The organism is Curtobacterium sp. MCPF17_047 (assembly GCF_003234045.1).
Lineage (GTDB): Bacteria > Actinomycetota > Actinomycetes > Actinomycetales > Microbacteriaceae > Curtobacterium.
Genome location: NZ_QKSF01000018.1, coordinates 13047 through 26566, shown reverse-complemented (window position 1 = coordinate 26566; position 13520 = coordinate 13047). Strand labels below are relative to the sequence as shown.

The 13520-nt window shown below is 70.8% G+C and carries 7 protein-coding genes; 4 read left to right on the top strand and 3 right to left on the bottom strand.

Annotated features, from left to right (window positions below):
* The first annotated feature begins 79 nt into the window (after positions 1–79).
* Both DEJ33_RS15260 and DEJ33_RS15255 read left to right on the top strand, forming a co-directional pair.
* Positions 80–1900, top strand: coding sequence for a DUF4012 domain-containing protein (locus DEJ33_RS15260; RefSeq protein WP_111195422.1), 1821 nt, complete (start codon positions 80–82; stop codon positions 1898–1900).
* A 447-nt stretch (positions 1901–2347) separates the two neighbouring features.
* Positions 2348–2902, top strand: coding sequence for a hypothetical protein (locus tag DEJ33_RS15255; protein WP_111195421.1), 555 nt, complete (start codon positions 2348–2350; stop codon positions 2900–2902).
* A gap of 269 nt (positions 2903–3171) precedes the next feature.
* On the opposite strand, the gene DEJ33_RS15250 is transcribed toward DEJ33_RS15255, so the two are convergent.
* The 3 genes from DEJ33_RS15250 to DEJ33_RS15240 form a co-directional block, all read right to left on the bottom strand.
* Positions 3172–3525 carry a hypothetical protein gene (locus DEJ33_RS15250; protein ID WP_111195420.1) on the bottom strand — a complete coding sequence of 118 codons (354 nt, stop codon included), beginning with the start codon at positions 3523–3525 and terminating at the stop codon, positions 3172–3174.
* Positions 3522–4682: an ATP/GTP-binding protein gene (locus DEJ33_RS15245; RefSeq protein ID WP_111195419.1), complete on the bottom strand. Its 1161-nt coding sequence runs from the start codon at positions 4680–4682 to the stop codon at positions 3522–3524. The genes DEJ33_RS15250 and DEJ33_RS15245 overlap by 4 nt, the downstream gene beginning before the upstream one ends.
* 81 nt (positions 4683–4763) lie before the next feature.
* Positions 4764–5306, bottom strand: coding sequence for a VanZ family protein (locus DEJ33_RS15240; protein ID WP_111195418.1), 543 nt, complete (start codon positions 5304–5306; stop codon positions 4764–4766).
* Positions 5307–5590: 284 nt separating this feature from the next.
* Between DEJ33_RS15240 and DEJ33_RS15235 the strand changes: the two genes are divergently transcribed.
* Positions 5591–5914, top strand: coding sequence for a hypothetical protein (locus tag DEJ33_RS15235; protein WP_111077550.1), 324 nt, complete (start codon positions 5591–5593; stop codon positions 5912–5914).
* Between the two features lie 369 nt (positions 5915–6283).
* Positions 6284–13210, top strand: coding sequence for an Ig-like domain-containing protein (locus DEJ33_RS15230; protein WP_181437324.1), 6927 nt, complete (start codon positions 6284–6286; stop codon positions 13208–13210).
* The last annotated feature ends 310 nt before the right edge of the window (positions 13211–13520 follow it).

The window sequence follows — 13520 nt, the reverse complement described above, 5'->3', positions numbered from 1 at the left end:
CGCCGTCACGGATGGCGGGACCGCGAGCGACGAACCAGTCGGCGGGGCGTCCTGGCTTGAGGAACCCTAGAATCGAGTCATGTCCGACCTTCCCGAGTCGCGACGCACTGCTGCACGCCGGGGGTCTGGGGCCCGTGTCGTGCTGTGGATCGTCCTCGCGATCGTTCTGCTGTTGCTCGCTGCCGTCGTCTGGGTCGGTGTCCGAGGGCTGCTCGCCAAGCAGCACCTCGAGCGCTCGGTGAGCCTCGTCGACACGCTGAAGTCGCAGATCACGGCGGGTGACCCTGATGCCGCAAAGCGGACAGCGCAGGAACTGGAGGACAACGCCGGATCGGCACGGAGTCTGACCGGGGATCCGGTCTGGGGCGCTGCGCAGCACACGCCGTTCTTCGGGACGAACCTCCGCGCTGTCCGCGAGATAGCTGTCGTGGTCGACGACGTCGCGACCGGAGCGGTGCGCCCCGTCGCTGGCGTCATCGGGGATCTGAACACCGAGGCATTCGCCCCGAAGAACGGGCGCATCGACCTGCAGCCCCTCGTCGACGCACAGCCCGCCGTAGCCCGAGCGACGACGACCCTGAGGGGGGCCGACTCTGCTGCAGACAAGATCGACACTGCCGCGACGCTCTCGCCGGTCACCGCCGCAGTGAACCGCCTCCGCAATGCTCTCGGTTCCGTGTCGCAGCAGGCAGTCACGGCGAACAAGGTCGTGCAGCTGGCTCCGGCCATGCTCGGGCATGACGGAGATCGAAACTACGTCCTGTTGTTCCAGAACAACGCTGAGCTCCGCGCCGGCGGCGGTATCCCGGGGGCAGTGGCACTCCTGCAGGCCAAGGACGGCGCCGTCAGCCTGGGTGATCAGGCAGCCGGCTCGTCGTTCGGCCCGTACGACAAGCCCGTTCTTCCGCTGACGCCGGACACCGAGAGCCTCTACGGCGACATCACCGGGCGGTACATGCAGGACGTCAACCTGACGCCGCGGTTCGACCTGACCGGCGCGCTCGCGCGTGAGATGTGGAAGCAGAAGTTCGGCAAGCAGGTCGACGGGGTGCTGGCGATCGACCCCGTGACGCTCGGCTACATCCTCCGCGCGACCGGGCCGGTGCAGCTGGCGACCGGGGACACGTTGACGTCGGACAACGCCGTGAAGCTGCTGCTCAGCGACGTCTATGCGAAGTACCCGGACCCGACTGTGCAGGACGCGTTCTTCGCCTCGGCTGCGAGCGCTGTGTTCGACAAGGTGTCCAGCGGCGGATTCGACGCGAAGAAGCTCATCACAGCTCTGTCTGACGGCACTGGAGAGGGCCGCCTTCGCCTGTGGAGCGCGAACAAGGGTGAGCAGCAGCGGATCGCGGGGACGGCCGTGGCCGGGACCCTGCCGACGGCGTCGAAGCAGACGCGCGAGTTCGGCGTCTACCTCAACGACGGCACCGCCGCGAAGATGGACTACTACCTCGACAAGCAGGTCTCGGTCGGCGGCTCGGTGTGCCGGAAGGACGGGCGCCCCACTTCGGTGGTCGAAGTGACGCTCAAGAACACGGCTCCGGCGGACGCGGCGACGAGCCTGCCTCGTTACGTCACCGGTGGCGGCGCCTTCGGGACGGAGCCCGGCAAGATCAAGACGCTCGTCGCGGTCTACGCACCGTCGAACGCCATCTACCTCGGCGCCTCACAGGATGGCAAGGCTGCGGGTCTGCAGACGACGGTCGACGGCGACCACCCGGTCGCGCAGCTGCAGACGCTCCTCGCGCCGGGGCAGAGCACCACGTTCCGTGTCGCGTTCCTCGGCGACGCCAAGTACGCCAAGGCCGGCGTGCAGGCAGAGTCCACGCCCGGCGTGCGGCAGTCGAAGGTCGAGCCGCTGCAGTTCGACTGTGCGAAGCCGGTCCCGATCGGCTGAGTCGATCGGCGGCAACCGGATCGCGAACTGTAGGGCCAGAAGACCCCGTCGCAAGCGCAGGTGTGATCGGTGAGTCGCCACATACCGCGGTCCTCTGTGACCCCCACTCCGGGGGGTCTCGGTCGACCTGAGCGGGTGTTAAGCCTTCCCACCGAGCGGCAAGATCCGTTCCTTCAGAGCCCAATGCGCCGACTGACCGGGGATTTCGTGCGCTGTGAGCCCCGGGGAGGTCGCCTCGCGGCTCGATGCAGAGCCCAGGCTGAGAGCAGATCCAGCTGCAGTTCACGCACTCGTTGCACAGCGGGTGGTAACAAACTGTGAAAGTCCGCTAGATTGAGGGAACTTCGCCAATCGCACTCGCCATCATTGGCTGTGGGGGATTGACTTCTGCGGAGGCAGGGCTCTGGTATCAGGGTCTGTCAGATCAGATCACTAGGGGAAAACTTCATGAAGAAGCTCATCGCCGCGGTCGTGCTGGCTGGCGCCGCACTGCTCGCAACGCCGGCCGCCGCCAACGCCGCTGGTTACGCACCCGACTCCACCGTCACCGTCTCCGGCAACTACGTCGCCGGTGGCATCGTCATCGTGAACTTCAGCGACGGCGCGTTCCAGAACAACGAGACCGTCAACGTGCAGATCACCGGTGCCGGTGTCTCGTCCGCGACGCTCGGTGCGCTGCCGGTGACCACCGTCGCAAAGGCCTACACCGCCGACGCCGACGGCTCCCTCCGCGTCCGCGTCACCCTGCCGGTGGGTGGCTCGGGTTCCTACAACCTGACCGCCACGGGCGCCACCTCCGGTGTCGTCGGCGTCGCGTCCTTCACCATCGCGCCGGCTGACGCCGCTGCGGTTGCTGGCTCGAACGGCACCAACGGTTCCCTAGCCTTCACGGGTTCGACCGTCTCCGCCCTGGCCCTCTGGGTCGCCGGTGGCGCAGTCGTCCTCGGTGGCGGCCTGCTGGTCGTGCGCGGCTCGGTCCGTCGCCAGCGCGAGACCGTCTGAGCTTCAGCTCACTGAACGAAACCCCCGGGGCCGAGAGGCTCCGGGGGTTTCGTCGTTCGTGGGGCCGTGTGTCAGGTCACGACGAGGAGGACGGCGACGACGCCGATGACGGCGAGCGGGGCGACCACCCACAGCCACCACGGGAAGGCGGAGGGACGACGGTACTGTCTGCGATTCGGGTTCACCTGCTGACCGTACGACCGCCACGTCCCGGTTTTCAGTGATCAGGCGCCCCGGATGCCGAACTCCATGAACTTGTCGGCTGATCGTCACATGTCGGACACAGAGCCCGGGGCCTTCGGCAGCTCCCACACCTCTGCGTACCGCTCCCGCACCAGTGGCCACACCTGCGCGACCGCGTCCTCGACCGAGCGCACCGAGTCGCTGAGCGGCGGGGTCAGCACGAACTCGTGGGGGATCGGCCGACCGGAGCGGTCCTGCCGGCCTTCGGGGTCGGGGAACCGCACGGCGAGCATCCCGGTCCGTCGCCGGATCGTCGCCGGCACATCGCGGACGCCGGCGAACGCCTCCTCGTAGCGGACCAGTGGGTCCTGGCCGGGCTGCTCGGTCGACAGGAAGCGGAAGCCCCAGGTGCGTCCGCGGGTGGCCCAGATGAAGTTCATGCGTCGTCTCCTCGGCGCAGGACACGGTCGTCCACCCCGCGGTCCAGGTCCTCGGCGAAGCGTGCGAGCACCCGGGTGGTGAACTCCCGTTCGGCCTCGGCCTGGTCCTTCACCTTCGCGACCTTCTTGGCGGCGAAGCTGACGGCCCTCGAGCCGAGTCCGCCACCGATCATGCTGACGGCGGCACCGACCAGGTTCGACTTCACGAGCTTGGACGTGCCGAGGAACCCGACGACCGGTCCGACGAACTTCAGCAGCTGTTCGGCGACCTGAGCACCGCGTTGCCGGGTGGAGGCCCACTTCGCGAAGCGTTCGAAGGGCAGCATCGCGGTCATCGGCAGCAGCAGGTCGACACCCGTGCGGGTGGTGACGTCGATCTTCCCGGGCTCGAACTTGGCGGACGACAGCAGCAGGAAGTCCTCGCCGACGTCGAGCGCGTCGGGGTCCTCGACGAAGCTCTGCAGCACGCTCCGCAGCTCGTCGAGCTCGCCGCCGGCCTTGCCGATCACGAGCTCGCGGAAGTCCTCGACGTCCAGGTCGGGCAGCAGGTCGGCCTTCGACAGTGCGATCGTCCAGATGCGTGGGAATCGGGTCAGGCGCTTGCCGTCCTCGAGCACGTCGTCGCGCAGGGCGTAGAGGCCGGTGTGGAAGTCGGTGAGCAGGGCCTTCAGGTAGCGCTCCTCCTCTCCGGCGTTCTCGGCGAGCAGCTGTCCGTCGACGAGGACGACGGCGACGTCCGCGCTGAGGAGGGACCGGAAGGTCTCGATCCGGCGGGTCTCTTCGTCCGCCGAGCTCGGGTCCTCCTCGAACCACTCGCCCGGGTAGTCGTGCCACACGATGCCCAGTGGCTTCGCCGCCTTCTGCTTCGACCGGCCCTTCGGCAGGTCGTCGGCGGACGGCTCGATGACGAACCGGTACGCGGAGGCGCTGAACCGGTTGGCGCTCGGGACCGTGGAGCTGTCGCGCATGCCGAGGTAGTTGCGGTGCAGGGTCCGGCCCTGCGCACGGTCCTCCGCGGTCACGGCGTACCGGTTCGCCCGCCGGACCTTCGGCTCCTGGGCGGCGCCGTAGAACGACGAGAGCAGGACGGTCTTCCCGCTGCCACTGCCTCCGAAGACGGCGATGTGCTGTTCCATCGTGGTGCTGGTCGAGGCCATGCTCCGACCGTAGGCGTGTGCACCTTGGCGCTCGTCGCACCACGGCGGGCAGGCGAGGACGGACGGGCCGCTGAGAGCGCGTCAGCCCCGTCGCTGCCGAGCCGCCGCCGCGAGCAGCACGACCCCGAGCGCCGCCCCGAGGACCGCACCCATCGTGTTGGCGACGACGTCGTCGATGGTCGCGAACCGCGCCGGCAGGAACAGCGCCTGCCCGGTCTCGATCGTGGCGCTGACCAGCAGGCCGGCCCCGGCGCCGGCCCACCACCACCGGGCGCCGGCGAGCAGGACCACGAGCAATCCCAGCGGTACGAAGAACGCCACGTTCGCCAACGACTCGATTATCGGGTACCCGAACCAGCTCGGCGCTCCGTGCCGGTGCGCGGCACCGATCAGGCGGTCGATCCAGGGCTGCGCCTTCGCGTCGACGGGCGTGCCCCAGAAGCCGATGAGGACCACCGCCACCGCGTACGCGACGGCCAGCGCCCCCGCGATCCGGCGACTGCGGCCGGTCGCGTGGGCGCTCGTGCCGCCACGTCGGCGGAGCGCACGTCCGGAGGCGACCATCCGCCGGACCGCGGCCGACGTCACGTCGCGCACGTCGGGCTCGGGTCGGTCGGGGGTCACGGGAGCGACGCTACCGGGGCGGGCCTCCAGGCCGGATCCGTCGCGGGGCTGACCGCCGGACTGGAGGCCCGTCCCGCCTTCTGTGGACCCGGTCCAGATTGCGAGTACCCCGGTTTGTCCCCTGTACCCCGGAAACGTGACGTCTTGTCCCGGTTTTCCGGGCTTCGATACCGGAGCGGATCAGGAGAACCCGTGAATCAACGGGGCTCGCTGGTGGGCGGCGGCGGGCGCCCGTACCGTTGACCCGCAAGCAGATGTACCCCAGAACGTGAAGGAGCAGGGCCATGACGATCATCAGCCACGACGTGCACCAGGTCGAGGTGACGCTGGACACCGACACGGTGAACACGATCGCCGTCCTCGAGGCCCAGGTGGCCCACACTCCTTCCCGCGCCTCCCTCTCGTGGTCCGAGGTCGAACCCGGCCTCTGGTCCGCCAACTACGGCGGCTACTTCGGTGGCACGGTCGACAAGCGCGACGGGCACTACTTCGTGTCCGACACGTTCGGCCAGTACGTCGGGGACTTCCGCTCGCTGGAGGACGCACAGTCGCGTCTCGCCGAGCGTCTGCACATCGTGCTCCCGTCCGTCATCCGACCGGTCGACTGACCGGCACTGACGCAACTGACCGGCACTGACGCAACTGGTCACGGTCACCCGACCACGAGGGATCGAGCGCAGCAGCGAAGCACCACCCGGAGCATGACCTCCGGAACCGCATGACCGAGGCCCCGCCGGAACACCGGCGGGGCTTTGACGTTGGCCCAGGGCGACCCCAGTCTGGGGGCCTGTACCCCGTTCTTCCAGGTTGGTCCCCCCTATTGGGGACGCTTCGTGTCCCCATCAATGCGGACAAGGCTGTCAGGATCAGGCTCGGCGCAGACGGTTGTTCTCCGATTCCCTCGGGTCCTCGAGCGCGCCAGGTTCGCTGTCTCGACCCGAAAGTGACTGATGCTGCCTGCTTCCCACGGCTCTGCCGTGCCCCGCCGCACGTTCGGCCTCCGCCCCCTCGCGATGCTGGGCGCCGCGCTGCTCGTCGGTGCCGGTCTGAGCGCGGCCGCCGTCGTCTCGGCCGCGCCCGCCTCCGCCGCGGTGCAGGCGACGCAGGACAGCCACTTCGTCTGCGACCAGAACACGCTGTACGCGACGAACAGGTCAGGCTCGGTCATCGCGATCGACCTCGCGAAGGGGACCAGCGCCGGGACGACCGTGCCGGTGGCCGAGCTCGGCGAGCAGGCGAACAACGGCCTCGGGATCTCGCGCGAGGGCACGTCGATGTTCGCTGCAGCGAACGGCACGTACGCCACGCTCCGGACCTACGACCCGGCGACGAAGGCCGTCTCGGGGGACATCGCCACCGACAAGGTCCGCCCGGTCATCCGCGGTGCGGTCAACCCGGTCACCGGCTTCTACTACTACGGCGACAACACCGGCGCGCTGATGGCGTACGACCCGGCGACTGGCAAGGCGATCGGGCAGGTCGGGCAGATCAACGGCCTGAAGTCCGGCAACGGCGACTTCGCGTTCAGCTCCCGCGGCCTGTTCTTCGTCGTCGCGGCCGACAAGGTCTACCGCGTCGACACCGAGACCGTCCCCACCACCGCGGGCACGACGGCGCTGACCACCACCGAGATCGCGACGCTGCCGGCCGGCACGAACAGCCCGGGCATCGCGTTCTCGTCCGACGGCTACCTCTACGTCTCGAACTCGGTCACGACCGGCACCGCGCCGAACACCACCACGACCACGACGCTCATGCAGCTCGACCCGACCTCGGGCACCCAGGTCCGGAGCTTCCCGGTCGTCGGCAACTACGGCGCCAGCGACTTGGCGACCTGCAACTACGCCGACACGGTCACCGGCCGCGCGAGCGTCGACCAGCGGTGGAAGTCGACCGACCAGTTCGGGCTCTCGATCACCGGCGACGGCATCACCGCGACGAGCAAGGGCACCAGCGCCAGCACCACGGGCAGCGCCACCGGTCTGCAGGACCAGAAGGCCGGCGCGATCCTCACGACGCCGGGCAAGAAGTACACGGTCGCGCAGACCGCCGTCGGCACCACCGACCTGGCGAACTACACGACCACGTGGAAGGCCGTCGACGTCAACAGCGGCACCGCCGTCGCATCCGGGTCCGGCCAGATTGCCGCCTTCACGTTCCCGCAGGCCGTGGGCAGCGACGGCACCGACGTCGTCGTCACGTTCGCGAACACGCTCAAGCTCGTGCACGGCTCGACCACGTCCGACACCTACTCGACGCCGGTCGACACCACCCTCACGGTCCCCGCAGCCGCCGGCGTGCTCGCGAACGACAGGGGCACCGGGCTGACGGTCACGAGGCACACCGACCCGACCAACGGCACCCTGACGATGACCGGCACGGACGGCAGCTTCTCGTACGTGCCCAAGGCGGGAGCCTCGGGCACCGACCAGTTCGACTACACCGCGACCGACGGCAGCGGGCAGAGCTCGACCAGCACCGTGACGATCACGGTCACCCCGACCGCCACCGACGACGCGTTCAGCGTGCACGCCGGCGCCACCGTCACCGCGGATGCCGCCCGCGGCCTGCTCGGCAACGACCACGGCTCCGGCCTGACGATCGCCGGCAACTCGACGCCGGCCCACGGCTCCCTGACGCTCGCCGGCAACGGTGCCTACGCCTACACGCCCGACGACCACTTCTCGGGCACGGACTCCTTCACGTACACGGCGGAGGACGCCTCCGGTGCGACGATCACCGGCACGGTCAGCATCACGGTCCTGCCGACCGCGAAGGCCGACACCATCACCGCCACCGCCGGACAGACCACGACGGTCGCCGCCCCCGGGCTGCTCGGCAACGACCTCGGCACCGGCCTGACGGTCACCGGCAACACCGCCCCCGGGCACGGCACCGTCTCGGTCGGCACCGACGGCACCACCACCTACACGCCCGCACCCGGCTACTCCGGACCGGACGCCTTCGACGTGACGATCACCGACGGCAACGGGAAGTCCGACACCGTCACGATCACCGTCCGCGTCGCCCCGAAGGCCACGGACGACACCGCGACGGTCGACGCCGGCAGCTCGGTCAGCACCACCACCCGGGCGACGGGCGTCCTGGGCAACGACTCCGGCACGGCCCTGACGATCACGAACTCCACGACGCCGGACCACGGCACGCTGGTGCTCGACGCCTCGACCGGCACGTACACGTACACGCCGACCGCGGGCTTCTCCGGCACCGACCGCTTCGGCTACACCGCGACCGACAAGTCCGGTGCGACGACCTCCGCCACGACGACCATCACGGTCCGCCCGGCCGCCACGGCCGACACCGCGACGACGCCCGCCGACCACCCCGTCGTCGTCGACGTGCAGGCGAACGACCACGGGTCCGGCCTGGCCACCACGGTCGTCGGCCAGCCCGCGCACGGCACCGTCGCGGTCGCCACCGACGGCACGGTCCAGTACACGCCCGCCGCCGGTACTTCGGGGACCGACTCCTTCACCTACACCGTGACCGACGCCGGCGGCCGGACCACCGCCCCGGTGACCGTCACCGTCACCGTCACACCCGTCGCGACCGACGACAGCCAGGCCACGCAGGCGACGAAGCCGCTGTCGATCCCGGCCGCGACCCTGCTCGGCAACGACTCCGGCACCGGCCTGACGATCACGAAGGCCGTCGGCACGTCCCACGGCGACGTGACCCTCGGCACGGACGGCACGATCAGCTACACGCCGGCGCCCGGGTTCTCGGGGACCGACACCGTCACGTACACGGTGACCGACGCCTCCGGGCAGACGACCACCGCGACGATCACGGTCGTCGTCGGCCCGATGGCCGTGCGCGACACCGCGACCGCCACCGCCGGTGCGACCCTGACGGTCACGAAGGCCGACGGCGTGCTCGCGAACGACAAGGGCTCGGACCTGACCGCGAAGGTCGACCGTGCCCCGACGAACGGCACGCTCGACCTGCACGCCGACGGCTCGTACACGTACACGCCCGCTGACGGGTTCTCCGGTACCGACCGCTTCACCTACACGGCGACCGACGGCTCGGGCCGCACGTCCACCGGATCCGTCACCGTCACCGTGCGGCCGGAAGCCCAGGACGACCGCCTCACCACGACGGCCGGCAGCCCGCTCGTCGTCACCTCCGGCACCCTCACCGGCAACGACGCGGGCACCGGCCTGACCGTCACCGCCGTCACCGGCGGCACGCGCACCACCGTCGTGCTCGGCACGGACGGCTCGATCACGATCACGCCGGCCGACGGCACCTCGGGCACCGACTCGTTCACCTACACGGTGACCGACGCCGCCGGGAACACCAGCAGCGCCACCGTGCGGATCACCGTCGCCCCGGTGGCGACCGACGACTCCGGAACCGTCCGTGCGGGGGAGACCCTCACCCGCACGACCCGCGCCACCGGGATCCTCGGCAACGACCGCGGCACCGACCTGGCCATCACCCGGCACACCGAACCGGGCCACGGCGTCCTGGTCCTCGACGACACCACCGGCGCCGTCAAGTACACGCCGGTCGACGGGTTCTCCGGCGACGACTCGTTCACCTACACGGTGACCGACATCGCCGGCACGCCCGCGACCGCCACGATGACCCTCGTCGTCACCCCGACGACCGCGGACGACCGGGCGACGACCTCGGCGGACCGGCCGGTCACGATCGACGTCCAGGCGAACGACTCCGGCGTCGGCCTGCACACCGAGCTCGTCGGGGCCCCCGCACACGGCAGCGCCGTGCTCGAGCGGGACGGCAGGGTCACCTACACGCCGGCAGCCGGGACCTCGGGGACGGACACGTCCACCTACCGGGTGACGGACGCGAGCGGACGCCCGAGCGGGCTGTCGACGGTGACCGTCACGGTCCTCCCGGTCGCCATGGCCGACACCGTCGGGACCGCAGCCGGCAGGCCCGTGTCGATCCCGGCGGCCACGCTGCTCGGCAACGACTCCGGCACCGGTCTGACCGTCACGGCGGCCGGCGGCGCCGACCACGGTGACGTGGTCCTCGGCTCCGACGGCACGATCCGCTACACGCCGCAGCCCGGGTTCTCGGGGACGGACACCGTCACGTACACGGTGACCGACGCCTCCGGGCAGTCCGCGACCGCGACGGTCATCGTCGTGGTGGGGCCGATGGCGATGCCCGACAGCGCGACCGCGACGGCCGGATCGATGCGCACCGTCTCGAAGGCGGACGGCGTCCTGGCCAACGACCGGGGCACCGGGCTCACCGCCACGGTCGACCGGGCACCGGCACAGGGCACGCTCGACCTGCACGCCGACGGCTCGTACACGTACACGCCGGCCGACGGGTTCTCCGGCACCGACCGCTTCACCTACACGGTGACCGACGGCTCCGGGAAGAAGGCGACCGGCACCGTCACCGTCACCGTGCGGCCCGCCGCCGGGGACGACACCCGCACCACCAGTGCCGGCCAGCCGGTCACCGCGACCTCGGCCGCGCTGACCGCGAACGACCACGGCACCGGCCTGCACGTCACCGACGTCACCGACGGCGCGCACGGCACCGCCACGGTCGACGCCGACGGCACCGTCACCTACCTGCCCGCCGCCGGCTGGTCCGGCACCGTCACCGTCACCGTCACCGTGACCGACGCGATCGGCAACACCGCGACGAGCACCCTCACCATCACGGTGGACCCGGTGCTCGCAGCGCCCGACGCCAGCGCCACGGCCGACGGCCAGCTCGTCGTCCCCGCCGGACAGGGCGTCCTCACCGGCGCCACCGGTACCGACCTCGAGGTCACCGGCCACGGCACCCCCGACCACGGCACCGTCGAGGTCGGCGGGGACGGCTCGTACACCTACACCCCGGCGCCGGGCTACTCCGGCCCGGACGGGTTCGACGTGACCGTGACCGACGGCAGCGGCGGGACCACCACCGGTACCGTGACGATCACCGTCGCCCCGAAGGCCGTCGACGACACCACCACCACGACGGCCGACGCACCGGTCGCCGTCGCCGTCACCGCGAACGACTCCGGCACCAGCCTGCGCGTCAGCGGAGTCGGCACGGCCGCACACGGAACGGTGAGCGTCACCGGAGGCGGGACCGTCACGTACGTCCCCGCCGCCGGGTACTCCGGCACCGACGCCTTCCGGTACACAGTGGTCGACCCCACGGGCGGCACCGCCTCGGCATCCGTCACCGTCACGGTCACCCCGACGGCCACGGGCAACGTCCTGCGCACCGCCGGGGGGACCCCGTTGGTCATCGCCGGCACCGCCCTCACCGGGAACGACTCCGGCACAGGCCTCACCGTCACCGGACACGGCCACGCCAGGCACGGGACCGTCACCGTCGACACCGACGGTGGGCTCGTCTACACGCCGGCCGCCGGGTTCTCCGGGACCGACCGCTTCACCTACACGGTGACCGACGCCTCCAGGCAGACGACGACGGCCACCGTCACCGTCCTGGTCGGCGCCGTCGCGGTCGACGACTGGAGCACCACGAAGACCAACGGCGTCGTCCGCATGGCCCGCGCCCACGGTGTCCTGGCCGACGACTCCGGCACCGGACTGTGGGCCTCGGTCGACGTCCACCCGCAGCACGGCACGCTCCGGCTCGCGAAGGACGGGGCGTACGTCTACTCCCCGTCCGCGAACTGGTCCGGCCGCGACTGGTTCACCTACACGGCCCACGACGCCGAGGAGAACACCGCCGTCGCCCTGGTCGCGATCGACGTCACCCCGACCGCGACCGCCGACACCGCCCGCACCACCGCGGGTGCCGCGGTCACCGTCCGCGGCCCGGGCGTGCTCGGCAACGACCGCGGCACGGCGATGACCGTCGTCTCCGTCGGGACGGCCGCGCACGGCACCGCCACCATCGCCGCCGACGGCACGTTCGTCTACACGCCGGCCGTCGGGTTCTCCGGCACCGACACCGTGCCGTACACGGCTCGCGACGCCAGCGGGCAGACCGTCGACACCACCGTCACCGTCACGGTCGGCATCACCGCGACGGACGACTCCGGTCGCACGATCGCCGGGACGGCGCTCGCCGTGGACGCCCGCCACGGGCTGCTCCGCAACGACTCCGGCACCGGGCTCACCACGAGCCTCGCCCGGAAGGCGGCACACGGCACCGTCCGGGTGCAGGCGGACGGCTCGTACGTCTACACGCCGGTCGCCGGGTTCACCGGACGCGACACGTTCGACTACACGGTGACCGACGCCTCCGGGCAGTCCACCCGTGCGACCGCGACCATCACGATCGTCGCGAAGGCCGTCGCCACCGACGACCGGGGCACCGGCCGCACCGGGCGCACCGTCACCGTCGAGCCGCTCGACAACGACAGCCCCACCGGTGGCGCCACCTTCGACACCGACACGCTGCACCTGGTCGACCCCGACACCGGGCACATGACCGACCGGGTCACCGTCCGCGGCGCGGGCACCTGGCACGCCGAGGACGGGGTCGTCACCTTCACGCCGGCGCGCGGGTTCCACGGCACCGAGGCGATCGACTACACCGTGCAGGACAGCGCCGGACAGGTCGTCACGGCGACGATCACCGTCACCTACCCGGTCGGGGTCGCGGCCGTCGCCCACGTGGCGCAGCTCGCCTTCACGGGCAGCACGGGCCTCCCGTCCGTCCGCAACGGGTGCGGTGCCGCCGGTCAGTCGGTGCGGAGGGTGCTGTTCCCCTCGGACGGCAGCGGCTCGACCGGGGTCCAGCCGTACCAGCGACCGTCGATCTCGGTCGTGAGGCGCCCGTCGCCGCAGGTGACGAGCGAGGAGGTCGGCAGCTTCTCCGGCAGGAACCCCGCGGTCATCGCCGGGCCGCCCTTCGCACCGTCGACCGGTTCGCAGGCGCTCGTATCGACGCCGTCGGCCGAGGTGAAGCCGATCACGTAGCCCGGCTTGCTCGTGTCGAGCCGGACGTCGATGTCCTCCGCATCCGCCGGCACCCACTTCGGCATGAACCAGGCGAGGTCCTCCGAGTTCGCCTTCGAGGGGGCGTCGGCGTAGGCGTCGTAGTGCTCCTGCTGTTCGGGCAGGTAGGGCTTGACGACACTGCAGCCGGCGAGGGCCAGGACGATGACGCCCATGCCGAGGACGCCGACCGCGGAGGTCAGGGCCGAACGCTCGGAACGGGTGGTGGGCTGCGTGGTGTCGTTCGTGGTGGGGTGCTGCGTCGAGGTCATGTGTCCATCGTCTCGGCGGC

Excerpts from the sequence above, each read along its gene's own strand:
- DEJ33_RS15260 (WP_111195422.1), top strand. The coding sequence starts at position 80 with ATGTCCGACCTTCCCGAGTCGCGACGCACTGCTGCACGCCGGGGGTCT.
- DEJ33_RS15255 (WP_111195421.1), top strand. The coding sequence starts at position 2,348 with ATGAAGAAGCTCATCGCCGCGGTCGTGCTGGCTGGCGCCGCACTGCTC.
- DEJ33_RS15250 (WP_111195420.1), bottom strand. The coding sequence starts at position 3,525 with ATGAACTTCATCTGGGCCACCCGCGGACGCACCTGGGGCTTCCGCTTC.
- DEJ33_RS15245 (WP_111195419.1), bottom strand. The coding sequence starts at position 4,682 with ATGGCCTCGACCAGCACCACGATGGAACAGCACATCGCCGTCTTCGGA.
- DEJ33_RS15235 (WP_111077550.1), top strand. The coding sequence starts at position 5,591 with ATGACGATCATCAGCCACGACGTGCACCAGGTCGAGGTGACGCTGGAC.